Source organism: Traorella sp. mt218 (assembly GCF_055420025.1).
The window spans coordinates 28,868-53,960 of sequence record NZ_JBVAYM010000017.1 but is presented as its reverse complement, the minus strand read 5'-3'; the positions used below and the strand labels follow the sequence as shown (position 1 = coordinate 53,960).

The following is a 25,093-nucleotide window of genomic DNA, read 5'->3' as shown; positions in this document are numbered from 1 at the left end:
ATTCCTTTCTTTAATGCAAGAAAGGAATTTTTTTATTTATGATCCTTTAATTTCTTAACAATGCAATCCTGTATTGAATGATCACTGTCATATAATTGAAATTGGTCCAACTTTAAGGGTTCACTTCATAAGGCTCTTAATTATTTATTCATCATTTCTTTAGAAGAATCATTCTTCTTATAGTAAACCAGATAAAATAAGAAAATAGACATGCATCCGATCAAAAGACCTATCAATATATCACTCAAATATGAATATCCTAAGATGATCTGACTGATCGCAATGACAAATATCCATGAAAAGCTGATTATTGAAAGAATCGTTTTTCTATCTCTGAATCTTCTGGAAAATTGCGGTATGAGATTGATCAGCAGGATATCACTCGATAAGGCCAGCGTGATTGATGGAAAGCTGCGATTCAGAAAGCCCATCGGATCAAAGGAAAGACCTGCAAGATACCAGGGTTTAAATACGTTTACAGTTCCGTCCAGCCTGCGGAAAGGAATCCTGTCAACAAAAGCAGTACATGTCAATGTAATGATCAAAATCAAAGCAAAACTGCTGAGTCCCAGCTTTGAAGCCTTTCTGAGCGCATAAGCATCATGATCACATATAAGCTTTGTCACCATATAACAGCATACAAATATTCCGATATCAATGGCCATGATCAAGGTAATCGAATAAAGTCCTAAATTATAAAGAAAGACATATCCGCAAAGAAAACCAAATACCGCTGTCAATAGAAAGCCTCCCACTGCACTAAGCATCGAGAAAGATGAATAATCACGAGAACGGCTATTGAAAATACCTGCACTGAAAAAAGCCATTAAAAGATAAGCAGGAATCTGTGCAAAAACATGGATGCTTCGACATATCAGTGAAGAACGATTATACAAGTCATCACTGATTTTATAATCAAAATAATAAGAAACAACCAAAAGCATTACCAATATGATAAAGAAAATCTGAAATTCTTTTCTAATTTTCATTGCAATCACCTGTTTTAATAATAGGGATAAAAGAAATAAATGTCAACCATAACCGATTCATTTTATAACACCATACCATAAGAAAAAAAGCGCCGGGCGCTTACTTTTGATCCGTACTGCCAAACCCGCCGCTTCTTTCACCCTCTGAACGATCATCATCTGCCTTTTGATATTTCATGAAAATGGCCTGACCGATCCGCTCATGTTTAGAAATGGATACAGGTTCGCTTGTAAAATTATAAAAAGCAAATTTCATGGCACCGTCATTATCACGATTTCCATAATAATCAGCATCTATGATACCTATGCTGTTAGCCATGACCAATCCTTTTTTAAATGGGTTCGAGCTGCGATTACACAGCATCAAAAACTCATCCTCCGGCATATAAGCCTTAAGTCCGGTTTCCACAAGAAAAGGCTTATCTCCCCATTTAAACGGCATGATCACACAATCCTCAGCAGCCTCGATATCATAACCCGCTGATCTCTGCGTGCTTCTTTGCGGAAGATGAATATCTTTATCCTCAAAGCCTTTCGCAACCTCAAAACCTCTATTTCTCATGTCTGCCTCTCTTCCTGTTCTTAAAGCTCTTCAGTTTTTCTTCAAATAACGGTCTTATTTTCTTTGAAACATATATCTCATCCTCACTGGTAAGCTTTACACGATAACCCTTTAAAAATTTCTTCTTTTCTTCAATTTTCAATACGCTGCGATATTTAAACATTTTCCCCGCATAAAGAAAACCGTTATCATATAAAACTAAGGTCCGTGTCAAAACAGCTTCGATAATGAAAACGATACAGAAGAAAGCCAATACAAAAAACATAAAACCATACGGATAATTTTGATTCATGAGAAAATAAACACCAAAAACAACCATGAGCACTGCGAACGCTGCATAAGCAAGTACCAAAGTCATATAATCCTTATAAATCTGGACATCTTCTTTATTCTTTTTGATCTGTTCGATATTTTTACGCATTGCGATAAGTCCGCTCAATGCTTCCTTTCCTTCAAACACTAAAAAGACTGCCACCAATACGATAACGACCCAGCTTACTATATCCATAATATCCCTCTTTTCCAATGTTAATAATATACCATAATCTCTCTTAAAAATGTAGTTTAAATTTTATATCTGCCTTACTGAAGAAAAAACAGTCAGTCTTTTGACCAACTGTTTCATACATTCCATGAATCATTCTTCAGTTTCGTAAATGATATCTCCTGCATAATACATGGCAATCGTTGCCTCAACGACATTATTATTTTCCGGAAATATGAGATATCCGCTATATACGACTGAATTATATCCATAATTTTCATCAGTAACTTCAAATGAAAAATCTTCATAACGTTTAAGAAAATCCGGTAATGTAAATTTTTCTCCATTGAACTTACCTAATTCACCATTCTTGCTTAACAAATATACAAAACAGAAATCAAGATCTGCCTCTTCAAAAACTATCGTTCCGTCTACTTGTTTATATGGTTCACAAGATTGAGAATATCCTTGTTCAAAAAATAGCTTTAATGATTGATCCATCATTTCGATTCTTTCGATCCTCATATCATGAAGACTATAAGGAACATCGCTTTTATATTTATACCGTGTGATCATATGTAACCTCCTGTCTTTTTTAAAATAAAAACATATCCGAAGATATGTTTTCATTAATCTTTTAATTATGCGATGATCTTCTGGGCACGAAGGATATCTTCGATAGCTGTCATCGCAGCTTCTTCATCTTCACCGTTGAAAGTAATCGTGATTTCAGACTGTGTAGGAATACCCAGTGACATAACACCCATAATAGATTTCATGTTAACTTCGCGTCCCTTGAAAGCAACGCTTACTTCACATTTAAATTTACTTGCAGCGCTTACAGCTACCGTTGCAGGACGTGCATGTAATCCAACTGGATCAATAACTTGAACAGTAATTTGTTTCATTTTTATATTTCCTCCTAAATAATCATCATTTGTATTTTAACCCAAATTGCAAACAGTTACAAGCATAATTTCTTATTTTCTCATTCAAATTCTTCACTTGAAATACAACTGATTCCATTTTCTTCCAATAGCTGTGTACAAATCCCTTTTCCTGCTATCTTTTTACCGCTGAAGCTGCCATCATACACCTGATGAACGCCACAGCTCGGTGAGCTCTCTTTTAAGATTGCCACCCGGCATCCGTGCTTTTTGATGATTTGTAAAGCTTTTTCGGCACCTGAGTGAAATGCGTCATCAACACTTTGCAAGGAACTGGAATAAACTTTTCCGTCAATGATCTCGCTTGGCTGCCGAGGTATTGGCAAGCCACCCAGGCATTCAGGACAAATTCCAATATATTCTTTATCTTTTAAATAATCAATGACCTTTTTATTCATGCAATGTTTGCCATCATAGCGACAGCATTCACCTAAAAGACATTTACTGACTGCAATCATACTACCACCTCGATTCAATTGATATATTCAGCTATTCAATGATCTTTATTTCACACTCTAAATGCTTTGAGGTCTGTTCATAAACTATTGCTTGTACTTGATAGATCAGCGTTAAGAAATCACGAAAGCTTGCCTCTCCCTGATTGATCAAAAAACCTGCATGTTTCGTTGATACTGCAGCCTCATTGACATGATATCCTTTTAATGAACAATCATTGATCAGCTGACTGGCATAGAAATCAGGCCCTCTTTTAAAGGTAGAACCTGCACTGTATTGATCAAGAGGCTGCTTTTCGATTCTTTTTTCTATCAGCTCCTTCATTTTCATACGGATCATTTCTTTATCCCCTTTTTTCAGACGAAAAACCGCATTGATGATACATTCGCTGCGATCTGAAAAAACAGAATGACGATAGCTGAAAGCACATGCTTCTTTAGAATATTGCTTTTCTGTTGTCGTTACACATTCAACGACATCACTGATCTCACCGCCATAGGCACCGGCATTCATAATAACTGCACCTCCGACACTGCCCGGTATCCCATAAGCAAATTCTAAGCCGCTCAAGCCTCTTTGATAAGCATATAGGCAGACATCCATAAGTCTGGCACCTGCCTCGGCTATGATCACCTCTGATTTACATTCAATATGATTCATCTGTGTCAGGATCATGGCACTTTCAAATTCTCTTTCATCACTGATCAGGACGTTGCTGCCATTTCCCAAGATGATCGGCTGATCATTTGCCAGGATTTTTTTTACTTCTTCTTCATTTTTTGGAAAATATAACTTTTTACATTTACCACCGATATGAAGAGTCGTATATTCCTTCAAATATTCATTCCTTCTTATTTCAATCTTGTCCATATATTTATTATATGAAAGAATATGATAAATGCCTAATAGAATGCCTGACATGAAATGTGGACAGGTGCATCTCACAGATGTCATGATGCTCTTTGAGATACTTTTTTTTAACTGTTTTCCGTACTTTTTGAATGATGCATGTGTTTTATTTCAAAAATAAATGCCAATTTTTTCTATTTTTTTATTATGAAAATACGTATCATGAACATATGTTATCTCTTTCATCATATTTATCTATAAAAGATTACAATCCTTCATAAAAGCCATAAAATCCTTCAAGGGTGCATTGCCCTGTACTGACTTGTAATAAAAGCCAAAAGAAATATCATTGACATCGCGGATAGGAATCCATGCAAGCTGCATATCTGCCGGCAAAAAAAGCTTTGGCAAGATTGAGATCCCTAAGCCTGCCTGCACCAGGATCATCACCGTTTCTTCACTCTCACAAAAATAACAATCAGCAAGGGCACGACCGCTCATCAGCTCTCCTTGAATACGGACAATATCTTCCTGTGCCTTGGCAGGATCTAACAGCACCAGCCTTTCTTTTGTTAATTCTTCTATCGTTACTTCTTTTTTGGCGGCAAGCGGATGATCCAAAGGAAGGGCACAGATGATCGGCACTTTAGCAATCTCACGATAGCTGGCCTTGATTTTCTTTGTGGATGGTTCCTTGAAGCCGATGATCATATCGACATCATCTTCTTCAAGAAGACGATACAGATGTGCAAAAGGAACGACGTGAAGGCGTGGATGCAGCATCGGATAACGCTTTGTTAATTTTCTTAAGACCGGTGGCAAAAAACGCAGATGGATGTAGCTGTGACAGCCGATTGATAAAAACTGAAGCTGTTCGTCATCGGGATTTTCAAATCGCTTCATTGCTCTTTGGCTGAGGGCTACGATCTGCTTGGCATCGTGAATAAAGATCCGTCCTTCCTCTGTCAATTTGACGCTGCGGGTCGTACGTTTAAAAAGCTTGACGTTTAAGCTTCTTTCCAGTGAATGGATCTGCTGGGTCACTGCCGGCTGGGTCACATGTAGCTGTTCGGCTGCTCTGGCAAAGTTTAAGGTTTCGGCGACCGTTAAAAAACATAAGAGTTGGAAAGTATTCATCTTACACCTCAATTAATAATTTTTACTTATTAATAATAGCATTTTCTAAATTCTCTTTCAAGGCGAATTTACTATAATAGTACATGTGCTGAATGTTAAGAAGTTAACTAATAGTCACAGAAAGGAGTCTTATAGATGGAACATATCGTTTTGATTCTCAAAGAATTGAATCAGGCATTGGAGCTTTATGCGAAAAAGAACATGCAGATGTTAGATATTACCCCTTCACAGGCGTTTACCTTGGATTATCTGCTCTCTCAAAAAACAAATGTCTATGCAACAAAGCTTCATGATGCATTTAAGATATCGAAATCAGCTATATCATCGATCTTGAAGGGATTGAAGAATAAAGGCTATTTGAGGCTGGAAAGCTCACGTGAGGATGAACGAAAGAAGATCATCATACTGAGTGATAAAGCTTATCGGGAAAAGGATATGATTCATGATTGCTTAATGAAGCAGCAAAAGAATCTATGCTTGAACATAACTGAAAATGAAATGGAGCTTTGTAAGCATACATTGCTTAAGATGCTTCAAAACATGGATGACAGGAGGAATGAACATGATAAAAACGCTCTTATCACAAGTAAAGCAATATAAGAAAGCATCGTTTTTAGCGCCTTTGTTTACTGCTTTAGAGGTGCTGATGGAGGTATTGATTCCCTTTGTCACTGCTTCTATCATTGATAAAGGAATCGAAGCCGGCAATATGACACAGATTTTTATCTATGGCGGCATTATGCTGGTCATGGCTTTTTTTAGTTTGGTATTTGGTGTCCTTGCGGGAAAATATGCCGCAGAAGCTTCCAGCGGCTTCGCATGCAATCTGCGTGATGCCATGTATGAGAATGTACAGACCTTTTCTTTTTCAAATATTGATAAATATTCAACGGCCGGACTTGTTACTCGAATGACGACAGATGTGACAAATATTCAGAATGCTTATCAGATGGTCTTACGTATTGCGACAAGAGCACCCTTGATGCTTATCTGCAGCATGTTCATGTGCTTTTTCATCAATGCTTCATTGAGCTCGATCTTTTTGATCGCAATTGTCTTTCTGGCAGCAGCCTTGTTGTTTATCATGCTGAGAACGACGAAGATCTTTAATTATGTATTTCAAAAGTATGATGATTTAAATGCCAGCGTACAGGAAAATATCAGTGCGATCCGTGTCGTGAAGGCATATGTACGAGAAGATTATGAAGACCAGAAATTTAAAAAGGCGGCAGAGCATCTGTATCGTTATTTTGTAAAGGCAGAGAGTCTTTTAGCGTTGAATAATCCTGTCATGATGCTGGTTGTCTACGGATGTATCATTGCTCTTTCATGGTTTGGTGCCCATTATATCGTCATAGGTGATCTGACAACCGGGGAATTGACCAGCATGTTTAGCTATGTCATGAGCGTTTTGATGTCACTGATGATGCTTTCCATGATCTTTGTCATGATTTCCATGAGCATTGCCAATGGCAGACGAATCGTCGAAATATTAGATGAAAAATGTGATCTGACAAATCCTGAGCAGCCTGAAATGGAAGTTGCTGATGGTCGTATTGATTTTAATCACGTTAGCTTTTCCTATAAGCATGGCAGTGGTGAAGAAACTCTCCATGACATTGATTTACATATTGCTTCCGGGGAAACGATCGGTGTCATCGGATCTACCGGTTCAGGTAAATCGACACTGGCTTCTCTGATCAGCCGTCTTTATGATGTTGACGAGGGAAGCGTCTGTGTAGGCGGCAGGGATGTGCGCAGCTATGATCTTGATGCCTTGCGTAACCAAGTCGCAGTCGTTCTTCAGAAAAATGTCCTTTTCTCCGGTACGATCTTGGATAATCTTCGCTGGGGCAAAGAGGATGCGACGGAAGATGAATGTCGTGAAGTTTGCAGGCAGGCCTGTGCAGATGAGTTTATTGAACGGTTTCCAAATAAATACGATACTTGGATCGAACAGGGCGGCAGCAATGTTTCCGGTGGTCAGAAGCAGCGTTTATGCATAGCCAGGGCTTTACTGAAAAAACCGAAGGTGCTGATCCTGGATGATTCGACCAGCGCGGTCGATACCGCCACAGATACCAAGATACGTCAAGCCTTTGCCACTAAGATTCCCGGTACGACAAAATTGATCATTGCCCAGAGAATTTCCAGCGTCCAAGATGCAGATCGTATTTTAGTCCTGGATGACGGTACTGTAAAAGGCTTTGATACTCATGAAAACCTATTGAAGGAAAATGAGATGTATCGTGAAATTTATGAAGCCCAGACACAGGGTGGCGGTGATTTTGATGAAGCCGGAAAGGAGGAAGCATAAAATGAACAAACCTAAGACAAATATGAAAGACCTCATGAAAACGATGAAGCGGATATTAGGTTATATGTTGAAAAACTACAAGCTTTCTTTTCTGCTGGTGGTGATCTGTATCATCGGCTCCTCCCTGGCAACGCTCTATGGTACGCTGTTCATGCAGACATTGATCGATGATTATATCGTACCTTTGACACGTTCGGCTGATCCTGATTTTGCTTCCTTAGCGAAAGCCTTGCTTAGCTTGGCTGAGATCTATGCCGCCGGTATCCTGTGTGCTTATACCTATAACCGCATCATGGTCAATATCACACAGGGTACGATGCGTAATCTTCGTGTTGAGCTGTTTGAACATATGGAGTCTTTACCTATCAGATACTTCGACACCCATATTCATGGTGATATCATGTCTATCTATACAAATGATGTCGATACCCTTCGTCAATTGATCAGTCAAAGTATTCCCCAGCTGATCCACTCATCCGTAACGATCATTTCTTCCTTTATCAGCATGATCGTGTTAGACATTCCATTGACCTTGGTTACCTTGTTCATGATCGGTATCATGCTGATCGCTACATCTAAAATTGCTGGCAAGTCTGGTACTTATTTCACAAAGCAGCAAAAAGATTTGGGTATCGTAAATGGTTACATCGAAGAAATGATGGAAGGACAAAAGGTCGTAAAGGTCTTCTGTCACGAAGAAAAAAGCCTGGAGGATTTCCGAGCTTTAAACGAAGAGCTGCGTGCAAGCGCAAATGCAGCCAATACTTTCTCCAACATTTCAATGCCGATCAATGCCAATATCGGTAATATCAGCTATGTATTATGTGCCATCATCGGGGCAATCATGGCGCTTGGCGGTTATTCGGGGCTCACGCTTGGAACCCTTGTATCATTTTTAACACTGAATAAAAATTCAACCCAGCCGGTAAGTCAGATATCCCAGCAGATCAACAGTATCGTCATGGCCATGGCCGGTGCCAACCGTATCTTTGATCTGATGGATGAAGAAAGTGAAGTCGATAATGGTTATGTGACACTTGTGAATGCCATTGAAAATCCTGACGGCAGCTTAAGTGAAACTGAAAAGCGTACCGGTATTTGGGCATGGAAACATCCGCATAAAGCAGATCATACGATCACTTATACGAAGCTTGAAGGTGATGTTACCTTTGATGATGTTGATTTTGGCTATGATGAAAATAAGATCGTCCTTCATAATATCAAACTGTATGCGACACCGGGACAGAAAATTGCCTTTGTCGGCAGTACAGGTGCCGGTAAGACGACGATTACAAATCTGATCAATCGCTTCTATGATATCGCAGACGGAAAGATACGTTACGATGGCATCAACATCAATAAAATCAAAAAAGCAGATCTTAGAAGATCATTAGGCATGGTCTTGCAGGATACCCATCTGTTTACAGGAACCGTGCTGGATAATATCCGTTATGGACGATTGGATGCAACGGATGAAGAATGTATCGACGCCGCTAAGCTGGCAAATGCCGATAACTTTATCCGTCGTCTTCCTAATGGTTATCAGACCGTTCTAAGCGGAGATGGCGCTAACTTATCACAAGGCCAGCGTCAATTGCTTTCGATTGCCAGAGCTGCCGTTGCGGATCCACCGGTGCTGATCCTTGATGAAGCCACTTCCTCCATTGATACCCGAACAGAAGCCTTGGTTCAAAAAGGTATGGATGAACTGATGAAAGGAAGAACGACCTTTGTCATCGCCCATCGTCTGTCAACCGTTAAAAACTCAGATTGTATCATGGTATTGGAACAAGGACGCATCATCGAGCGTGGTACCCACGATCAGCTGATCGAACAAAAAGGACGCTATTATCAGCTTTATACAGGTAATGCGATTGCTGCTTCTTAATATAGGTAAAATAAAAAGGACATCACAGTCCTTTTTATTATACATTAACATGATTTTTCCAGCAGTTTTAAATAATTATTTCTCTCTTCAGCTGGTATCTGTAAAGCATCCATCGCTTCATCCACACTTAATCGTAATGTCTTTGTTAAGCTTTTGATCGCTTCTAAAGTACCATAAATGCTTCCTTCTTTCAGTCCTTCCTGTTTTCCTTGTTTTAAGCCCTTTTCAATCCCTATGCTCTCTACATATGCACCATAATCACACATCCGGCTGACCTCCTCTTCCTCTTTCCCCGTTAGCTTTACATCATACTTCTTCAGTCTTTCTATCTTTTCTTCTGATGGCATATTGTCTGCCATCACCCGTAAGATATTCATTGATACTTTTTCGCTTTCCTTATATCCTAAGTATAACACAAGGATCTGCTGCTTATCAAAATATTTTTCTTCCTCACATGCTTCCCCGATGATATGCTCCTCCACCATCCGGTACCGGTTGATACTTCCCTGCTTGTACTTCGGTGCATTGAACACGATCCAGATCGATACTACCTTCACGATATCATCATACTGCGCATGATTAAATAATTCTTCTACCTGCATCGATGTATTACGGGAATTGTAGTAATGTGCCCTGCTTAGGACATGGCTTTTTCCTTTCAATTCTCCCTGGGCTTCCAGATTGAGGATCATGGCAATCTTACCCTTGTCTTGCGGTAAAGAAGCATAGACAAGCGAGTCAAAGAAGATGCTGGTATCATCCTCATTATTTTCATTTCGATGGCCGCTGACAGTATGTTTATGTAAAGGCACATCTCCTTTTGGTTCAATGCATTCCATGATCTCATTGATCGGAACATTCATATATTCTTCCAGATAATCTTTCATGATATAAGCCAATACGATCTTATATCTTAGGATATGTTTAAAGGATTGATCAAGCGAAGCTTTTTTCTGCATAAAGTTTTACCTCCTACTCTTTTATATGCAGTTAAGCTTCATTTTTCCCAAAAATAATTCAAAAAATTTTTTATAATTTGCTTATATACGGATCATAAAAAAAGACAATACCCTAAGGCTTGTCTTTTTCTATAAGATCAGTTCATCACTTATTCGGCAAATATGTTTTAAAGGTAAAGCCATGTATCGTTTCTTCACCTATCATTTCTTTTTTCTTTACGGACCGGTTCAGCGTCAATGTATTCAGATTGGTGAAGCCTGATTTATGATATAGACGAATGGCTTCGATATTCGCCGGGACAACCTCTAAATAAAGAGTTTCCAATCCTTGCCTACGAATATATTCCCATATCCATTCAATCGCTTGAGAACCAATGCCCTTGCCGCGATACTCTGCTCGTACAAAAATATCCTCCAGCCAGTCGATTTTCGCGCCCCGGCTTCCTAAATGAACAAAGCCGCACATATGGTCATCCGCAAAAATAAGAAACAGCAAATGTCCTTTACTTGTCCAATGCTTCAGATCCTCTGAAGCTTCCTCTTTGGAAGGTTCACAATTATGAGTCTTCCAAAAAGAAATAATATCCTTCAATACTTCATCTTCATATTCATCGGCATAGTGTTTTAACTTTACTTCTATGCTATTCTTCTTCATGTAAGACCTCCTGCGTTTTTTCGGCAATTGCCTGTGAGGTAAACAATTCATAATACATGCCCTTAAGTTTCATTAATTCACTATGCGTACCCTTTTCCATGATTCTTCCATGATCCAATACCAATATCACATCGGCATCAACGATCGTAGAAAGACGGTGTGCCACAACAAAGCTCGTTCTATCCTTCAATAAGGTCACGATCGCATGCTGGATCAGTTTTTCACTTTCCGTATCAATGCTGCTTGTTGCTTCATCAAGAATTACGATTCGCGGATCTGATAACAGCGCTCTGGCGAATGAAATCAATTGCTTTTCACCCGTTGAAAGCAGATCTCCGCCTTCACCTACCTGACTCTCATACCCTTTTTCCATCTTCATGATAAACTCATGTGCATGAATCAGCTTGGCTACCGCAACCACTTCCTCTTTGCTTGCCTCAGGCTTCCCAAAGCGAATATTATCTAAGATCGTTCCGGAAAAAAGCGAAGGTGACTGCAGGACATAACCGATATTGGAATGAAGCCAGCCGATGCTGCGATCCTGCACATTATGACCATCGATCCATATCTCACCTTTTTTAGGCTCATAGAAACGACACAAAAGATTAACGATCGTACTCTTTCCGCTTCCGGTTTCACCTACCAGGGCAACCATGCTTCCCTGTTTGACATGAAGATCAAAATCACGTAATACCGGTTCATTTTCATTATAGTAGAAATCAACATGGTTAAAATCAATATCCCCTTTCAATTCCTCATAATTTTCAACCTTCGGTGCTAATAATGTTCCATATTTTTCAATGACATCCGCACGATCCTGTATTTCGATCGGTTCTTCAATCAGTGATATGATACGTTCCCCATTTGCCTGTGCTACCTGAACCTCGCTCATGATCCTCGCAATCTGTTTAAGCGGTTCAAAGAAAAGATCGGCATAATTGATGAACAATGAAAGCGTACCAAACTCAATCGTCCCTAATAAGACTTCCTGTCCGCCAATCGTCATCAGCATCGCAATGACTAAAGCTGCCAATAAAAAGACGATCGGCTGAAAGATAGAATTCAGATAAACTGCTTTTAGGGAATGCATCTTAAAAGAATGCGTCTTTTCCATAAACTCTTCAAAATTTCTTTCTTCTACGCCCAAAGTCTTTGTCGTCTTTGCACCATTGATGCTTTCTGAAAAACCGGCCGTTACTAAGGAGTTCGCCTTACGGGTCGCCCTTTGTTCCCGCAGGATCCTTTTTTGAAAATACAAAGAAACGACAAATAAGATTGGTACGATCACCAAAACCGCAAGTGCCATCTTCCAATCAATGACCAGCATGACGATCGTCAGTTCAACGATCAAAAAAGCACCCCAAATCAAATCAACAAAGCTCCATGCCAAGGTTTCGGCGATCCTGCTGCAATCCGATGAAATTCTTGCCATGATCCACCCGTTGGCTGTACGGTCAAAATACGGGAAGGATAACTGCTGTACATGGTCAAAGCACTTCTTTCGAAGATTCTTTCCAAAATCACTCTCCACATGTCCTGCATACTTGAAAAATGAAAACAGGCAGAACGATTTAAAAGCGATCATACCGATATAGATGATGCAGAAAAGCGTAAGATTGGCATTTTCTCCTTTATTGATCGCAAAATCATTGATCGCACTACGATTTAAAAGAGGAAAGATAACATCATTAGCAGCAATAAAAATATTAAAGACGATAAGCCAGATCACCAGTTTCTTATGTTCCCATAATATCTTAAACAGCTTTTTCCATAAGACCAGATCAAACTTTTCTGTTGTATATTCCTTTTCCTTTAAGATACTACTCAAGAGAATCACCTCCTTCGTTTTGTATTTCATAGATACGTTTATATATGCCTTCCTGCCGGATCAATTCATCATGGGTTCCCTGTTGAACGACACGTCCTTCATCTAATACGATGATCTGATCGGCACTCTTCGCCGAATTGATACGATGTGTGATCATGAGCGTCGTTACCGGATAATCCAGTTCATTCAGAGCTTTTTGAATGGCGGCATCTGTTTTAGAATCCAAGGCACTCAAGGAATCATCAAAGACAACGATCGGACTTTTTAAGATCAATGTTCTGGCAATGGCCACACGCTGTTTCTGTCCGCCGGAAAGCGTGACACCTTTTTCACCGACCTCCGTATCATAGCCTTGTTCGAATTCCTGAATGACATGATCAATGCTTGCTGTCTTTGCCACACTGCGTATTTCTTCAAAGGAAGATGAAGTAGCCACAGAAATATTATCCTTGATCGTCTTTGCATATAAAAACGGTTCCTGTAAAACGATCTGTACATTTTTTCTTAACCACGACTTATTGATATCGCGAATATCAATACCGTCGATCTTAATACTGCCGCTGTCATAATCATAAATACGATTCAACAAATGGATCAAAGAGCTTTTACCGCTGCCCGTCGGTCCCATGATAGCCACCTTGGTATGAGCCTTGATATGGAAAGAAATATCGTGCAGGGTTGCGATTGATGCATCTGCATAGGCAAAATTCACATGTGAAAATTCAATATCACCGACAATTTCCGGTTTACAGCCACTTTCCAGGTCTTCACATTCTTCATTCAATACTTCCTGGATACGACTGATCGAAACACTGATCTTACCCATATCCGATATAATACGTCCTAATTGACGAATCGGCCATATGATCATGCTTTCATAAGAAATAAACACTGAAAAAGTACCTACGGTAATCTGACCATTCATCGCCATAAAGATACCTGCCAGCACCATGATGAATATCTGGATCGTACCGATCAGATCACTCACGAACCAATAAATCGCCAAGACATGAATCATCCGATAAAGCAAATTTCTAAATTCTTCATTTGCTGTTTCAAACTTCTCGATTTCATGAATTTCCTGATTAAATGCCTTAACGATACGTGTACCATTCAGATTTTCCTGAATTACCGCCATCATTCTGGCTTCACTTTCATCACATTCAAGAAAGGCTTTCTTCGATACCTTATAAAAAATATACGTGGCAAGAAAGGTCAGCGGCGTCATACATAAAGCAATGAGTGCCAAGGTAATATTTCTTGAAAATAAAACAGCCGCACTCAATCCAATGATAATGATCGAATATAATAATTCTGAAATCTGACCGGCCAAAAATCTTCTTATCGTATCAATATCAGAGGTACTCCGCTGAAGCAGATCCCCACTATCCTTCATCTTATGATAGCGAAACGGAAGCTTCTGCATATGATCATAAAGCTCGTTACGGACATTCTCTGAAAATGTTTCTGATAAGATACCGCAATTCCTTGCCCTCCGATGGATCCCAAAACCAACAAGTGCATAAGCTGCGATCACCAGCAAGCCGCCGATCCAAAGATTCGCACGCAAATGTTCGATTCCACCCAAAGCATTAACGATATTCAATACCAGACCTTCTTCCAAAGGAATGCCCTGAATCACATTATCAATCATATACGAAAGAATCAGCGGTGCTGCCAGAAGTCCCCCAACATAGATGACAACATCAATCAGGATCGCTGCTACTTTGAACTGATGAGGTTTAGAAAACCGTATAATAAATTTTAAGTCCTTCATATGATCCCCCCTTAACTACAAAAAAAGTGCACACAAGTGCGCCTTTATTTTTCTACGATATGATATGTCAATGAGTCCTGACCTCTATCGTACAACGAAAAAATACACTCGTAAATTCAGTATCAGCACAATTTAATTCATTCGCAAATAAATCTTTAAACATGAACATGTGTTTACCTCCTTTCTTGTGTACTTTTGTACAGCCTCTTCCATCATACTATTAAACATTTTGAAATGCAAGACTATTTTTTCCAATTATTATGAGTATTCGATATTTCATACAAAATTTACATTTCAATCATTCTTCAGCTTTTAGACCAGTCCTAACACAGACCCAGCCTGACAAAAGCCTTATAAAGACCGTCTTCATCCACGCCATCTGCTACCATATCTGCCATAGCCTTGATTTCTTCTCCGCCACTAGCCATCGCTACTCCGATTTGACAGTATTCAAGCATCGGTATATCTACCTTTGCATCACCAAAAGCGATCGTATCCTCTTTATCAGCCCCGATATGTCCCAACAGCTTCTCGATCGCATAAGCCTTTGTCACATCTTTCACACCGATATCTCCAAACAAGGCAACTTCTCCCTTGCCTCCCCATGTTGAACATTTTAAATCAGGAAATGCTTTTATCGAATCAAGATGATCCTGATAACTGTTTAAGATAAAGCTGATCTTACTAACATCATCACGATATAAAGGCGCATTGAAAATCATATCCGGAAAAGCATCGCGGACACGCATCATTTCCGCATGATCCTTTCCTTTGCGACGGCTATACTCTTGAATGACAGGTTCACCTCTTCCTTCAAATTTTTCGCTGCCAAACAAGCCGTTTTTGCTTTCCAGATAAAATTCAAGATTTCTCTTTTTCAGCCAGTCCACGATATGTTTACATTCATCATAAGTAAGCATCAGATCTAAGATGACTTGTCCTTGATCTTCTATATAGCCACCATTTGCTCCGATCATCCCATCTAAGCCAATATTCCAAATTTCATCATAGACTTCTGCTTTACTTCTTCCCGTACAAATATAAACACGATGACCGTTTTTTCTTGCTTTCACGATTGCTTCTTTTGCGCTTGCAGGAAGAACATTCTCATAATCCACAAGCGTTCCGTCTACATCAATAAAAATGACCTTACGTTCCATACAACCTCCTAAACAGATATATTATATCATCTCTTTTTCATTTGTAACGCTCAATATAAAAGTGCTGTTCAGGCCATGAAAATCATTGCCAGACAACACTCTTTCAATGTATTTTTTTAAAATCTTTAAAAACCGTTTCATCTAAACGTTCATACCATTTTCTTTTCAAAACAGAAAATAAACGATACTCCATCATAACTTCAACAACAGATGAAAAAGTATCCATCGCATTCACGATCCATGCTTCCCTGCAAGTAGGCGGAATGATCGTCAGCGGCCACATATGCTTCTTTATAATTTCTTCTTCAATTTCATTTAACTGATAATCCTGACGAGCATTTTTAAGTGCAAATGCAGGATGACGAAATCCATGGAACCGATGCCACTTTTCTGCCACATGCCAGTCATACAGAAAATAATCATGTAACAACGCTCCTCGGATCAATGAGCTTTCATCTGCCTTCAAGCCTAATCGTTGATTCAGCCGCCAGCTATAATAAGCCACCATCAAGGAATGATCCAGGGTCGTAATGCTGCCATGCTGGATATAATCCTTCATCACCTGCAGCTTTCCTTCATTCATTAATTGAAGCACTGTTTCAGAAAATAATGTGAGCTGTTTATCCGGCATCAAATCCCTCCTGCATGTTCTATTATACATATTTTGTCGATAAATGTCACAGGAATTTTGAGAATCTTCACTTTGGCTGACAAAATTTCTTTTAAACATATTCGATCGCTTTTTTTCCTGACATATGTTCGATATCAATGCGTACGATCAAGGCTGCAGGACCTGCTTTTCGTATTTCTTCATCTTTCAGATGCCGGGCAATCTCTTTAGAATACTTATCCGCCAAGGCATCAAAGGCTTTTCTGCGTTCATCCTCATCATCCACAAGAAATGCCGTTCCATAAACGATGACACTCTTATAATAGGTAGTAAATTTCTCAGGTACGATCGTATCATCATCCACCACACAAAAAGATACCTTGGGATTTTTTATGATCGCATCGATCTTATGACCGCTTTTTGCACAATGAAAATATAATGTCTGATTGACTCGTGCATAGCTCAAAGGAATAGGATACGGATATCCCTCTAACCCATACACACATAATACACCATGTGTATTACGATCTAATATCTCTATGATTTCTTTTTCATCCATTTTCTGTTTAAAACGTCTCATTTCTTTCATATGTTACCTCTTTTTCTCAATTTTAATAGTCCGGCCATCTCACAAATGACCTCTCTTACGAATAATTGATATTTGCTTTGATCATGCTCATCTTTGATCAGAAGACTTTCTTCATCAATATCATCAAGATCATAGTAAAATACGCCAGCAAAATTTTTTGAGATACTGTCTAAAGGCTGGGAAGCAATGAATTTCTCATGGCTTTCATCACACAAATAGAAGCTTTGATCTTCTGAAACATCTTTAAAATCACGACAATATTCAAAATTATCCCCGACCAGTGCATAAGCATCGATCCATGCACTGCGAAGCCTTCCGCCATGTTCATGAGCCAGCTGCTGATAATAGTCTTTCATCTCGATCGGACTCAATTCTTTTCCCTGCGGACTTTTCACATGTGAGCCTGCCTGGATGGGATCATCGTAAGGATAATCTAAAAACAGAATCGAGCTGTCCAGTGCAATGGCCGAAAGACCGCTTCTTTGTGAATAATGGCGTGCCTTGATCAGTGCATTTTCATAAGAGGTCGCCCCATATTCTACCGGCTCTTCGATTCCCAGATCTTTCCCCAGCACAAATTCACAGTCGTAATCTTTAAAATACTCTTCAAAATATCTTTTCTTCGCCATAGAAGCACTGCCTATAACGATCTTCATATCAATATCCCAATTCCTTATTCACACATATGATATGAATCCGCTGAGGTGTATAGCTGCTTGAAATTACTGTATATTCACGACAGATCTTAATCGGAGAATTACAGTGTACACAGTGTCCGACCTGTACGCATGGATTATTTTTATGTAAGCGAATATTATTTTTCACAGCCGCAATTTCTTCGACCCTTTTAACTGCATCCTCGATATTTTCAACGATCTTATTGATCCCTACGATCACGATTACCTTTTTAGGACCGAATATCATGGCTGCCACACGATTACCGGTGCCATCTACATTATATAATTCACCCTTTTGAGTGATCGCATTTGAGCTTGTCAGATAGACATCTGCGCTAAAACATTCACGATAGAGCTTTTGTACATCCTCGCAGTTCTCACGATCCAAATAGGTGATATCCTTCCTGCTTCTTAGAAGATCGATGATTCCACATTCACTTAAGGTGACGCTTCCGCCATGACTGACAACATCCCCTTCATGAATCAGCTGACCGACCAGTTCACGACATTCTTCAACGGTTTCCACATAATCAAAGCAAAAACGATTTAATTCACAATTTCTTTTTAATTCTTCTATATTCATAACTACCTCACATCACAAACATCATTAAAAATTGCGCAATCAGATAACCTAATTCCATCGAAAACGCAAATAAAAGCACCTGTACCTGTACCGGCTTCTTTACATTACAGAATTTTTCAAACTGAATACTGCTCAGTCCAATGAAAGCAAAGGCAAAACTAAATAAATAAATGACAACACTTAAGATTTTATACAGATTCATATCAAAACCTCCACATCATCATTATACACTAAAAGTTAAACCATTTCCTTATAAAAGATTTAGGCTTTACTTCAGCCATACAAAAGCTATTCCTTACAAAGCTTCCTTCAATTTTAATTCCCTTGGTATCACCCAGATAAAAAAACAAGGTTGATTTATAGAAATATACCTTCCTGCTTTCTGTTTCTAATTCATCTGTCGCACCCTCAAGCCATTCATAAAAGCTATTCTCACTGACATGATCCAACATATCATTGACAAGATCGACGATTTCCTTTTTTCTCTCGATCAACTGAGTTTCCTTTGAATCAAATACGATGATAAAACGAAGATCCTTTGATTTCGATTCCACAGGCATACTAAAAAAGAAAAAACAGAGTAAGACAGATAAAATCACTTTCCGCATAAGATCACCTAATTAGATATTCCCCAAAAAATATAAAAATATACAAAAAGCATTCAATGATGACCATCAAATGCTTTGTTTCCTTAATCGTATGGTTTATAAGTGACTTCTTTTGTATTAAAATCAATGAAAAGCTGGAAAGCCTTGCGATTTTCATCCTCATCCCAGATCTCTACAAACTGCGGAGTTACTTCAATCAGGATTTCTGTATCGACATGAGAATAAGCATTATAGCTCTGCCATAGATATTCCTTATATTTCTTTTCAAATGTACGTCCTTCTTCATCTACGACCAATCCCAGATTTTTCGCAATACCTTCTACCTGAACACCATTGAAGCACATTGCTACCCGGTTGTTTTGAAAAAGCTGTTGTGTCTTACGGAAATTCTTATCCGTTTTAAAATAGATCTTATCATTATAGAAGATACAGCTGACGTTGCGAACCATCGGATAATTATCCACACAGCTTGCCAGTGCCATGATCTTCCAATCGCCTAACTTTTGATCCATTATTTTTTTTGCTTCATTAAATTCCATAAACATACTCCTTTCCTTATATGATTCCTTGAATGGCCATGACCGCAAAGATAACGGTTGCGCAAATAAATAAGCCTAAGATCAGGAATCCTAAATACTTGTTTTCTGAACCTTCCTTTTTGTCAACAAGATTTGTATAACGCAAAGCAGAAACAACAGGCTTATATAGAAATAATGTGATACCTGCATTTAAGCCGCTCTTTAAAAGGTTAAACGGAATGATTCCCGGTACCATCATGGCAATGACCGCTTCTCTTGGCATGCCATAATAGATCGGAGTAACGATATAATTCCAGATCACCATCATGATCACCGTACAGATGACACCTGATACCAGACCGATCAAGGCTCCTTTTTTCGTATGCAGCTTCTTATAGATAAAGGCTGCCGTACAAGCAAAAGCACAAGTTGATACCATGTTCATCACAACATCCAGGATCGTTCCTCCACGGTACATCAGCTCCAACACTGAAGTGATGCCGCTCATCAAAAGTGAAACCATCGGTCCATAAATAAAACCACCGATCACGATGACGATATCCTTTGGGTCATAGCTCAAAAAGGAAACAGCCGGCACCATTGGAAAATGAACCAGTACATTGATAACAACAGCCATGGCACAAAGAATACCGATCGTAGTAATTTTCTTTGTATTCATCATATCCCTCCTATCACAAAGAAAAACGTGCCTAAAATATCCTTCTAGGTACGTGTACTTGCTATATTAGGAATACAACAAAATACTCTTCTTTCATCCAGACTATAACTGTTGCTATCGGAGTTTCACCGATTCGGCCAATTGCTTGGTTCGCGGAGTATACCGCCAGTAGAGAATTTCACTCTGCCCTGAAGTTTATTTTATGCATTTTTATAATACTCCTCTTATAAGGACTTGTAAAGCCCCTTTAAAATAAAATTAAAATAACTATTGAAAAAATTTGCTTAGCGAAGTACAATAATAAAGCAATCGGGATGTAGCACAGCTTGGTAGTGCGCTTGTTTCGGGAACAAGAGGTCGTCGGTTCAAATCCGGTCATCCCGACCATGAAATTGTAAGCGGGTTGAAACCCGTTTTTTTTATTCAAACCCTGTCTGAGTGATATATAAACAAAAGAGATCTCCAATGATAGAAACCTCTTTATCGAATTATTCTGAAACCATGAATTCATATTATATTTTATCAATCTTTTAAAATTAAGATATCAATTTTATATATCCTTATTCATCTTTTTCTATAAAATTCAGATTTCTTTCATCACCTGCCTGCCAATCAAAAATAAAATTTCCTAATATAAACTCAATTCCAGTTCCTAATTACATTTTTTTCTCAAGCACATTACTAACAATAATTAATATAACGGGTTGAACGGTAATGATTGCTCCAGTGATCATTGCCGGAATTACATAATCTAAGCAAATAAATATGACGGTTGATAAACCTAATAAGATTGTATTCACTATATTGGTCACATTTCCTGCTTTTTCCTTAATCATGATATTACGTTCGTCCATAACACTTATTTTATAATCGGCATCATTTTTCATCATCTTGTCATGCAAAATTTGAACATGGGAAACACCACAAATTGCACTAAATAAAATCGCAAGACCAATGTCTGCCATTTTTGAAAAATCTGTAAAAAGAATAATAAGGACTAACAATAATGAAAGGATATAACCCATATACCAAATTTGATTTTTATTTTTCATCTTCTTTTTCCTCCTCATAGATAAAGATTTCTTCAATGTTCATGTGGAAGTATTTTGCAATTTTAAAAGCTAATAAAATTGAAGGATTGTATCGTCCATTCTCTAAAGAACCTATTGTTTGGCGAGATACTTCTAGTGCGGCAGCTAACTCTTCTTGCTTGATACCTCTCTGCTTTCGTAATTCTTCCAATCGGTTTTTCAAAATGTCCTCCTTCCTATGGAAAGTTTACTTTCCATATTCCCATTATAACAAATAAACATTTTATGTCAAGCATACTTTCCATTTTTTATTTTATATCCGTAACAAAATTTCCTCAGCGATCTTTCTGATATTATTCATCTCCTGTATCCATATTGAAATATCAGATTAAACACCTTTCAATAGGATGAGCACTGATGAAAAGCCTGCTTTGGGTATTTCCACTGATATTGTCATGAATGATAGAAAGAAAATACAAGCCAAAAGAACTAACGAAACATATTATAAGTCTTAATCGTCAAATTGCATGATTCTTTCTACCCAAGTAAAAAAATGACCCATTCTTTGACTTTTTAAGGTCAATTTAAAGTCATTTTCTTTTTTAATATTCAAAATATGTTTTATTTGAGTTACCTTTTTATTCAAAATCAGGCGTTACGACCGGTTGTCCGTTTTCATCAAGCAAGGGTGTAAAGCCTGCGGCATTTCCGTTTCTATGAAATATATAATTGACACCTGTTACTGTATCTACCCAGATTTCAAATACTTCAAGACTTCCCTGCACATAAGTTTTCTTAAAACGATCCATCAAATTACCTCCTGAATCATGGTTCATGAACCATATTTCTTTTGATATTTTACTCATCTTCATCCTCATCATCAACAAATCTCACATTATTGTCATAATGTACAAAAAAAGGAGATTACTCTCCTATATGATTAAAGATAAATAACATGCGGTCTTTACCGCTCATATCTTTGATGACTTCAATACGGCTGTTTGGAAAATATTGCTTAGCCAATGCGCTTAGACGTTCTTTTTGGTCATAACCCATTTCAAAGGCCAGCATGCTTTTTTCTTTTAATAAAAACTGACTTCTTTCAAAGATGATCCGGTAAAATTTTAATCCATCTTCACCGCCAAATAAAGCTACATGAGGCTCATAATCCTTGACGCTATGTTCCACTTCCTCATGAATGGGAATATAGGGAGGATTTGAAACAAGAATATCGACCTTTATATTCTTTTCGATGAGTGGTTCACACATATCCCCTACTAAGAAAGTCACATCAACATTGAGATTTTGTGCGTTTTTCTTAGCTGTTTCAATAGCTTTTTCTGAAATATCACTGGCTGTCACCTGAAGGTTGTCCTCTTCTTTTTTCAGGGTGATGGCAATGGCACCGCTCCCGGTACCGATATCACATACCTGTACTTTTTGGCCACCGAAATATTCATCATAATAAGCCAAAACATTCGCAACCAATTCCTCTGTTTCAGGACGTGGAATCAAGACATCTTCATTGACAATAAATTTATAGCCATAGAAATACTCATAGCCTAAGATGTGCTGTAAAGGTTCTCCTGTCAGCAATAAGGCAAATTTCTCATTAAATTCCTGAAGGATATCTTCACTGATCTCATCCTCAAATTCCATATAGAGATCATGGTTTTCTTTACCGGTGATTTCCATCATCAAAAGCATGGCGGCATTTTCCGAAAGGTTTCTTGCCACCATCTGCTTTTTCGCATTCATCAGACATTCACGATAATTCATGTTTATTTTCCTGCCAGCTTTAATTTCTGGTCATATTCCTCTAAGGCAGCCAGAATATCACCGAGCTTGCCTTCCATCACACGATCCAGCTGATTCAATGTAAAGTTGATACGATGATCTGTCACACGGTTTTGAGGATAATTGTAGGTACGAATCTTCTCACTGCGATCTCCCGTACCGATCTTATTTCTTCTCTCTTCACCGGCCTTAGCCGCTTCTTTTTCCATATGATCTTCATAAACACGGGCACGGATCAGACGCATGGCTGTTTCTTTATTTGCGTGTTGGCTTCTGCCATCCTGACATTTTACGACGATGCCTGTCGGCTTATGAACGATACGAACGGCAGAATCAGTCTTATTGATATGCTGTCCGCCTGCTCCGCTTGAACGGCAGGTTTCGATTTCCAGGTCATTTGGATCAATATCAAAATCATCCTCTTCGACTTCCGGTGATACCAGTACCGTAGCCGTGGAAGTATGGATCCTTCCTGCCGATTCGGTCTTAGGCACACGCTGCACACGATGACTGCCACTTTCAAATTTTAAGGCACCATAAGCATGCGGTCCTTTTACCATAAAACTGATCAGTGAAAAACCACCTGCTTCCGCAGGACTTTCTTCCATCACTTCTATCTTCCAGCCGACTGTTTCCGCATAGCGGCTATACATACGGAATAAATCACCCGCAAAAATATTTCCTTCATCACCGCCGGCTGCTCCACGAATTTCCACGATGGCATTGTTTTCATCCATCGGATCTTTAGGAATCAGTAAGATTTCTAATTTCTGATGAAGCTCTTCTTTCTTAGGCTCCAATTCTTCGATTTCCATCTTCGCCATTTCTTTCATTTCTTCATCTTTTTCTGAAAGCAGTTCATGTGCTGCTTCTAATTCTTCATTTACTTTTTTATATTCCGCATATGTTTCAACGACCTGTGTCAAAGAAGCCTGTTCCTTGGCATACTTTGCCATCAAGCGATTATCCGCCAGTGTTTCAGGCTTTAATAAAAGCTCACCCAATTCATTATATCGAGAAACAATGCTTTCAAGTCTTTCTATCATTGGATTCATGAATGTTCCCTCCTTTTCCTTCTAATAAATAAAATTATAGATGGCTCATTTTAAGATTTCCCACCGATCGTCTTTTTTCCCGGAACACAGTGACAATGACGACAACGGGCTTCATATGATTCACTGGCACCTACAAGAATGATCGGATCCTTATAATTTGCCGGTTTTCCATTGATGATGCGCTGGGTACGGGTAGCAGGTGCCCCACATTTTGTACATACGGCTGTCAGCTTCGTTACAAACTCGGCCTGAGTGACCAGTCTTGGCATGATGCTGAATGGTTCACCACGAAAATCCATATCCAAGCCGGCACACATGACACGTTTTCCCTGATCGGCAAGATAGTTGCAGATATCGACGATATCCTCATCAAAAAACTGTACCTCATCGATCGCAATGACCTCCGCATCCTTACAAAGCTTCAAGATTTCGGCAGAATCTTTGATTGCATAGCTTTCAACGCTCGTACCGGCATGCGAAACCACCTTATCCACGCTATAACGATTATCAATGCTCGGTTTAAATACGACGATCTTCTTTTTCGCAAAATGTAAAACATTGATCCTTCGGATCAGCTCTTCGGTCTTGCCCGCAAACATACAGCCGGTAATAACTTCGATCCAGCCCTCTTTATATTGTTGATACATAATTTCACCTCGAATACCCATACATTATACACAAATCTTGTGAAAGAAAAAAGGACTTAATGTCCTCTTTTTCTTATTTAAGTCCGTATTTCTTATTGAATTTCTCAATTCTACCTGCAGCAGCTGCAAATCTCTGTCTTCCGGTATAGAATGGGTGACAGTTTGAACAAGTATCAACTCTCAATGACTTAGCTGTTGAACCTGTTTCAAATTCAGCGCCGCATGAACTACATTTCACAGTAATGCGATTGTAAGTAGGGTGAATTCCTTTTTTCATCTTTCATTCTCCTT

General features: G+C 38.8%; 31 protein-coding genes, 1 tRNA gene and 1 riboswitch. Of the genes, 4 read left to right on the top strand and 28 right to left on the bottom strand.

All coding sequences use genetic code 11. The annotated features are described in order from the left end of the window. Nucleotides 1-140: 140 nt before the first annotated feature. The 8 genes from ACZYT3_RS09350 to ACZYT3_RS09315 all read right to left on the bottom strand — a co-directional run bounded on the left by ACZYT3_RS09350 (nucleotide 141) and on the right by ACZYT3_RS09315 (nucleotide 5,424). Entirely contained in the window at nucleotides 141-989 is an 849-nt protein-coding gene (locus ACZYT3_RS09350) for a phosphatase PAP2 family protein (RefSeq protein WP_464088455.1), read from the bottom strand. 100 nt (nucleotides 990-1,089) lie between these two features. Beyond that, on the bottom strand, nucleotides 1,090-1,551 hold the full coding sequence (locus ACZYT3_RS09345) for a dCTP deaminase/dUTPase family protein (RefSeq protein ID WP_294561167.1): 462 nt from the start codon (nucleotides 1,549-1,551) through the stop codon (nucleotides 1,090-1,092). Next, nucleotides 1,541-2,059, bottom strand: coding sequence for a hypothetical protein (locus tag ACZYT3_RS09340; RefSeq protein ID WP_464088454.1), 519 nt, complete (start codon nucleotides 2,057-2,059; stop codon nucleotides 1,541-1,543). The genes ACZYT3_RS09345 and ACZYT3_RS09340 overlap by 11 nt, the downstream gene beginning before the upstream one ends. 129 nt (nucleotides 2,060-2,188) lie before the next feature. After that, entirely contained in the window at nucleotides 2,189-2,611 is a 423-nt protein-coding gene (locus ACZYT3_RS09335) for a hypothetical protein (RefSeq protein WP_294561169.1), read from the bottom strand. 65 nt (nucleotides 2,612-2,676) lie between these two features. Continuing rightward, nucleotides 2,677-2,943 carry an HPr family phosphocarrier protein gene (locus tag ACZYT3_RS09330; protein ID WP_071441233.1) on the bottom strand — a complete coding sequence of 89 codons (267 nt, stop codon included), beginning with the start codon at nucleotides 2,941-2,943 and terminating at the stop codon, nucleotides 2,677-2,679. Nucleotides 2,944-3,023: 80 nt separating this feature from the next. Beyond that, nucleotides 3,024-3,440, bottom strand: coding sequence for a 2-thiouracil desulfurase family protein (locus tag ACZYT3_RS09325; RefSeq protein WP_294561170.1), 417 nt, complete (start codon nucleotides 3,438-3,440; stop codon nucleotides 3,024-3,026). Between the two features lie 31 nt (nucleotides 3,441-3,471). Beyond that, a complete protein-coding gene (gene murB, locus ACZYT3_RS09320) occupies nucleotides 3,472-4,308 on the bottom strand; it encodes a UDP-N-acetylmuramate dehydrogenase (protein ID WP_464088453.1) in 837 nt (278 codons plus the stop codon). A gap of 234 nt (nucleotides 4,309-4,542) precedes the next feature. After that, nucleotides 4,543-5,424: a LysR family transcriptional regulator gene (locus ACZYT3_RS09315; protein ID WP_464088452.1), complete on the bottom strand. Its 882-nt coding sequence runs from the start codon at nucleotides 5,422-5,424 to the stop codon at nucleotides 4,543-4,545. Between the two features lie 135 nt (nucleotides 5,425-5,559). On the opposite strand from ACZYT3_RS09315, the gene ACZYT3_RS09310 reads away from it, so the two are divergent. Genes ACZYT3_RS09310 through ACZYT3_RS09300 form a run of 3 tightly spaced genes read left to right on the top strand, consistent with a single transcriptional unit; the run spans nucleotide 5,560 to nucleotide 9,629 of the window. Beyond that, nucleotides 5,560-6,024: a MarR family winged helix-turn-helix transcriptional regulator gene (locus ACZYT3_RS09310; protein WP_464088451.1), complete on the top strand. Its 465-nt coding sequence runs from the start codon at nucleotides 5,560-5,562 to the stop codon at nucleotides 6,022-6,024. Further along, nucleotides 5,987-7,741: an ABC transporter ATP-binding protein gene (locus tag ACZYT3_RS09305; protein ID WP_464088450.1), complete on the top strand. Its 1,755-nt coding sequence runs from the start codon at nucleotides 5,987-5,989 to the stop codon at nucleotides 7,739-7,741. The genes ACZYT3_RS09310 and ACZYT3_RS09305 overlap by 38 nt, the downstream gene beginning before the upstream one ends. A gap of 1 nt (nucleotide 7,742) precedes the next feature. Then, nucleotides 7,743-9,629, top strand: coding sequence for an ABC transporter ATP-binding protein (locus ACZYT3_RS09300; RefSeq protein ID WP_464088449.1), 1,887 nt, complete (start codon nucleotides 7,743-7,745; stop codon nucleotides 9,627-9,629). Between the two features lie 44 nt (nucleotides 9,630-9,673). On the opposite strand, the gene ACZYT3_RS09295 is transcribed toward ACZYT3_RS09300, so the two are convergent. From ACZYT3_RS09295 to ACZYT3_RS09235, 13 genes are all read right to left on the bottom strand, one after another. Then, the gene (locus ACZYT3_RS09295) at nucleotides 9,674-10,588 is read right to left on the bottom strand and encodes a hypothetical protein (RefSeq protein WP_464088448.1); all 915 of its coding nucleotides are present in this window, start codon (nucleotides 10,586-10,588) and stop codon (nucleotides 9,674-9,676) included. Between the two features lie 145 nt (nucleotides 10,589-10,733). Further along, nucleotides 10,734-11,243, bottom strand: a complete 510-nt coding sequence (locus ACZYT3_RS09290) for an N-acetyltransferase family protein (RefSeq protein WP_464088447.1) — start codon at nucleotides 11,241-11,243, stop codon at nucleotides 10,734-10,736. Beyond that, entirely contained in the window at nucleotides 11,230-13,071 is a 1,842-nt protein-coding gene (locus tag ACZYT3_RS09285; protein ID WP_464088446.1) for an ABC transporter ATP-binding protein, read from the bottom strand. The genes ACZYT3_RS09290 and ACZYT3_RS09285 overlap by 14 nt, the downstream gene beginning before the upstream one ends. After that, the gene (locus ACZYT3_RS09280; protein ID WP_294560528.1) at nucleotides 13,064-14,848 is read right to left on the bottom strand and encodes an ABC transporter ATP-binding protein; all 1,785 of its coding nucleotides are present in this window, start codon (nucleotides 14,846-14,848) and stop codon (nucleotides 13,064-13,066) included. The genes ACZYT3_RS09285 and ACZYT3_RS09280 overlap by 8 nt, the downstream gene beginning before the upstream one ends. Nucleotides 14,849-15,171: 323 nt before the next feature. Continuing rightward, nucleotides 15,172-16,008, bottom strand: coding sequence for a Cof-type HAD-IIB family hydrolase (locus ACZYT3_RS09275; RefSeq protein ID WP_464088445.1), 837 nt, complete (start codon nucleotides 16,006-16,008; stop codon nucleotides 15,172-15,174). A gap of 103 nt (nucleotides 16,009-16,111) precedes the next feature. Further along, complete coding sequence (locus tag ACZYT3_RS09270) at nucleotides 16,112-16,639, bottom strand: HD domain-containing protein (RefSeq protein ID WP_294560531.1); 528 nt, start codon at nucleotides 16,637-16,639, stop codon at nucleotides 16,112-16,114. Nucleotides 16,640-16,730: 91 nt separating this feature from the next. After that, nucleotides 16,731-17,207 (bottom strand): pyridoxamine 5'-phosphate oxidase family protein, encoded by a 477-nt coding sequence (locus tag ACZYT3_RS09265; RefSeq protein ID WP_464088444.1) that lies wholly within the window; start codon nucleotides 17,205-17,207, stop codon nucleotides 16,731-16,733. Beyond that, entirely contained in the window at nucleotides 17,204-17,863 is a 660-nt protein-coding gene (locus ACZYT3_RS09260) for a non-canonical purine NTP pyrophosphatase (protein WP_464088443.1), read from the bottom strand. The genes ACZYT3_RS09265 and ACZYT3_RS09260 overlap by 4 nt, the downstream gene beginning before the upstream one ends. A gap of 1 nt (nucleotide 17,864) precedes the next feature. Continuing rightward, entirely contained in the window at nucleotides 17,865-18,467 is a 603-nt protein-coding gene (locus ACZYT3_RS09255) for a lactate utilization protein (protein ID WP_294560537.1), read from the bottom strand. Nucleotides 18,468-18,474: 7 nt separating this feature from the next. Then, entirely contained in the window at nucleotides 18,475-18,669 is a 195-nt protein-coding gene (locus tag ACZYT3_RS09250) for a DUF1146 domain-containing protein (RefSeq protein WP_464088442.1), read from the bottom strand. A gap of 28 nt (nucleotides 18,670-18,697) precedes the next feature. Continuing rightward, nucleotides 18,698-19,075 carry a hypothetical protein gene (locus ACZYT3_RS09245; RefSeq protein WP_464088441.1) on the bottom strand — a complete coding sequence of 126 codons (378 nt, stop codon included), beginning with the start codon at nucleotides 19,073-19,075 and terminating at the stop codon, nucleotides 18,698-18,700. Between the two features lie 83 nt (nucleotides 19,076-19,158). Further along, on the bottom strand, nucleotides 19,159-19,614 hold the full coding sequence (locus ACZYT3_RS09240; RefSeq protein WP_294560542.1) for a pyridoxamine 5'-phosphate oxidase family protein: 456 nt from the start codon (nucleotides 19,612-19,614) through the stop codon (nucleotides 19,159-19,161). A gap of 16 nt (nucleotides 19,615-19,630) precedes the next feature. After that, nucleotides 19,631-20,272: an ECF transporter S component gene (locus tag ACZYT3_RS09235; protein ID WP_294560544.1), complete on the bottom strand. Its 642-nt coding sequence runs from the start codon at nucleotides 20,270-20,272 to the stop codon at nucleotides 19,631-19,633. Nucleotides 20,273-20,353: 81 nt separating this feature from the next. Next, a riboswitch (FMN riboswitch) is annotated at nucleotides 20,354-20,472 on the bottom strand. 110 nt (nucleotides 20,473-20,582) lie between these two features. On the opposite strand from ACZYT3_RS09235, the gene ACZYT3_RS09230 reads away from it, so the two are divergent. Further along, nucleotides 20,583-20,659, top strand: a tRNA-Pro gene (locus tag ACZYT3_RS09230). A 269-nt stretch (nucleotides 20,660-20,928) separates the two neighbouring features. On the opposite strand, the gene ACZYT3_RS09225 is transcribed toward ACZYT3_RS09230, so the two are convergent. From ACZYT3_RS09225 to rpmE, 7 genes are all read right to left on the bottom strand, one after another. Further along, entirely contained in the window at nucleotides 20,929-21,324 is a 396-nt protein-coding gene (locus ACZYT3_RS09225) for a DUF2178 domain-containing protein (RefSeq protein WP_464088440.1), read from the bottom strand. Then, nucleotides 21,314-21,526, bottom strand: a complete 213-nt coding sequence (locus ACZYT3_RS09220) for a helix-turn-helix transcriptional regulator (protein WP_464088439.1) — start codon at nucleotides 21,524-21,526, stop codon at nucleotides 21,314-21,316. Before ACZYT3_RS09220 ends, ACZYT3_RS09225 begins: the two co-directional genes overlap by 11 nt. Nucleotides 21,527-21,941: 415 nt before the next feature. Next, the gene (locus tag ACZYT3_RS09215; RefSeq protein ID WP_464088438.1) at nucleotides 21,942-22,169 is read right to left on the bottom strand and encodes a DUF6440 family protein; all 228 of its coding nucleotides are present in this window, start codon (nucleotides 22,167-22,169) and stop codon (nucleotides 21,942-21,944) included. A gap of 58 nt (nucleotides 22,170-22,227) precedes the next feature. Then, nucleotides 22,228-23,082 (bottom strand): peptide chain release factor N(5)-glutamine methyltransferase, encoded by an 855-nt coding sequence (gene prmC / locus ACZYT3_RS09210; protein WP_464088437.1) that lies wholly within the window; start codon nucleotides 23,080-23,082, stop codon nucleotides 22,228-22,230. A gap of 2 nt (nucleotides 23,083-23,084) precedes the next feature. Beyond that, a complete protein-coding gene (prfA, locus tag ACZYT3_RS09205) occupies nucleotides 23,085-24,155 on the bottom strand; it encodes a peptide chain release factor 1 (protein WP_294560549.1) in 1,071 nt (356 codons plus the stop codon). Nucleotides 24,156-24,205: 50 nt separating this feature from the next. After that, entirely contained in the window at nucleotides 24,206-24,802 is a 597-nt protein-coding gene (locus ACZYT3_RS09200) for a thymidine kinase (protein ID WP_464088436.1), read from the bottom strand. Nucleotides 24,803-24,875: 73 nt separating this feature from the next. Beyond that, on the bottom strand, nucleotides 24,876-25,079 hold the full coding sequence (gene rpmE, locus ACZYT3_RS09195) for a 50S ribosomal protein L31 (RefSeq protein ID WP_071441214.1): 204 nt from the start codon (nucleotides 25,077-25,079) through the stop codon (nucleotides 24,876-24,878). Nucleotides 25,080-25,093: the final 14 nt, after the last annotated feature.

Bases quoted from the DNA above. Each gene is read 5' to 3' on its own strand.
- ACZYT3_RS09350 (WP_464088455.1), bottom strand. From the start codon at position 989: ATGAAAATTAGAAAAGAATTTCAGATTTTCTTTATCATATTGGTAATG.
- ACZYT3_RS09345 (WP_294561167.1), bottom strand. From the start codon at position 1,551: ATGAGAAATAGAGGTTTTGAGGTTGCGAAAGGCTTTGAGGATAAAGAT.
- ACZYT3_RS09340 (WP_464088454.1), bottom strand. From the start codon at position 2,059: ATGGATATAGTAAGCTGGGTCGTTATCGTATTGGTGGCAGTCTTTTTA.
- ACZYT3_RS09335 (WP_294561169.1), bottom strand. From the start codon at position 2,611: ATGATCACACGGTATAAATATAAAAGCGATGTTCCTTATAGTCTTCAT.
- ACZYT3_RS09330 (WP_071441233.1), bottom strand. From the start codon at position 2,943: ATGAAACAAATTACTGTTCAAGTTATTGATCCAGTTGGATTACATGCA.
- ACZYT3_RS09325 (WP_294561170.1), bottom strand. From the start codon at position 3,440: ATGATTGCAGTCAGTAAATGTCTTTTAGGTGAATGCTGTCGCTATGAT.
- murB (WP_464088453.1), bottom strand. From the start codon at position 4,308: ATGGACAAGATTGAAATAAGAAGGAATGAATATTTGAAGGAATATACG.
- ACZYT3_RS09315 (WP_464088452.1), bottom strand. From the start codon at position 5,424: ATGAATACTTTCCAACTCTTATGTTTTTTAACGGTCGCCGAAACCTTA.
- ACZYT3_RS09310 (WP_464088451.1), top strand. From the start codon at position 5,560: ATGGAACATATCGTTTTGATTCTCAAAGAATTGAATCAGGCATTGGAG.
- ACZYT3_RS09305 (WP_464088450.1), top strand. From the start codon at position 5,987: ATGATAAAAACGCTCTTATCACAAGTAAAGCAATATAAGAAAGCATCG.
- ACZYT3_RS09300 (WP_464088449.1), top strand. From the start codon at position 7,743: ATGAACAAACCTAAGACAAATATGAAAGACCTCATGAAAACGATGAAG.
- ACZYT3_RS09295 (WP_464088448.1), bottom strand. From the start codon at position 10,588: ATGCAGAAAAAAGCTTCGCTTGATCAATCCTTTAAACATATCCTAAGA.
- ACZYT3_RS09290 (WP_464088447.1), bottom strand. From the start codon at position 11,243: ATGAAGAAGAATAGCATAGAAGTAAAGTTAAAACACTATGCCGATGAA.
- ACZYT3_RS09280 (WP_294560528.1), bottom strand. From the start codon at position 14,848: ATGAAGGACTTAAAATTTATTATACGGTTTTCTAAACCTCATCAGTTC.
- ACZYT3_RS09275 (WP_464088445.1), bottom strand. From the start codon at position 16,008: ATGGAACGTAAGGTCATTTTTATTGATGTAGACGGAACGCTTGTGGAT.
- ACZYT3_RS09270 (WP_294560531.1), bottom strand. From the start codon at position 16,639: ATGCCGGATAAACAGCTCACATTATTTTCTGAAACAGTGCTTCAATTA.
- ACZYT3_RS09265 (WP_464088444.1), bottom strand. From the start codon at position 17,207: ATGAAAGAAATGAGACGTTTTAAACAGAAAATGGATGAAAAAGAAATC.
- ACZYT3_RS09260 (WP_464088443.1), bottom strand. From the start codon at position 17,863: ATGAAGATCGTTATAGGCAGTGCTTCTATGGCGAAGAAAAGATATTTT.
- ACZYT3_RS09255 (WP_294560537.1), bottom strand. From the start codon at position 18,467: ATGAATATAGAAGAATTAAAAAGAAATTGTGAATTAAATCGTTTTTGC.
- ACZYT3_RS09250 (WP_464088442.1), bottom strand. From the start codon at position 18,669: ATGAATCTGTATAAAATCTTAAGTGTTGTCATTTATTTATTTAGTTTT.
- ACZYT3_RS09245 (WP_464088441.1), bottom strand. From the start codon at position 19,075: ATGCGGAAAGTGATTTTATCTGTCTTACTCTGTTTTTTCTTTTTTAGT.
- ACZYT3_RS09240 (WP_294560542.1), bottom strand. From the start codon at position 19,614: ATGGAATTTAATGAAGCAAAAAAAATAATGGATCAAAAGTTAGGCGAT.
- ACZYT3_RS09235 (WP_294560544.1), bottom strand. From the start codon at position 20,272: ATGAATACAAAGAAAATTACTACGATCGGTATTCTTTGTGCCATGGCT.
- ACZYT3_RS09225 (WP_464088440.1), bottom strand. From the start codon at position 21,324: ATGAAAAATAAAAATCAAATTTGGTATATGGGTTATATCCTTTCATTA.
- ACZYT3_RS09215 (WP_464088438.1), bottom strand. From the start codon at position 22,169: ATGAGTAAAATATCAAAAGAAATATGGTTCATGAACCATGATTCAGGA.
- prmC (WP_464088437.1), bottom strand. From the start codon at position 23,082: ATGAATTATCGTGAATGTCTGATGAATGCGAAAAAGCAGATGGTGGCA.
- prfA (WP_294560549.1), bottom strand. From the start codon at position 24,155: ATGAATCCAATGATAGAAAGACTTGAAAGCATTGTTTCTCGATATAAT.
- ACZYT3_RS09200 (WP_464088436.1), bottom strand. From the start codon at position 24,802: ATGTATCAACAATATAAAGAGGGCTGGATCGAAGTTATTACCGGCTGT.
- rpmE (WP_071441214.1), bottom strand. From the start codon at position 25,079: ATGAAAAAAGGAATTCACCCTACTTACAATCGCATTACTGTGAAATGT.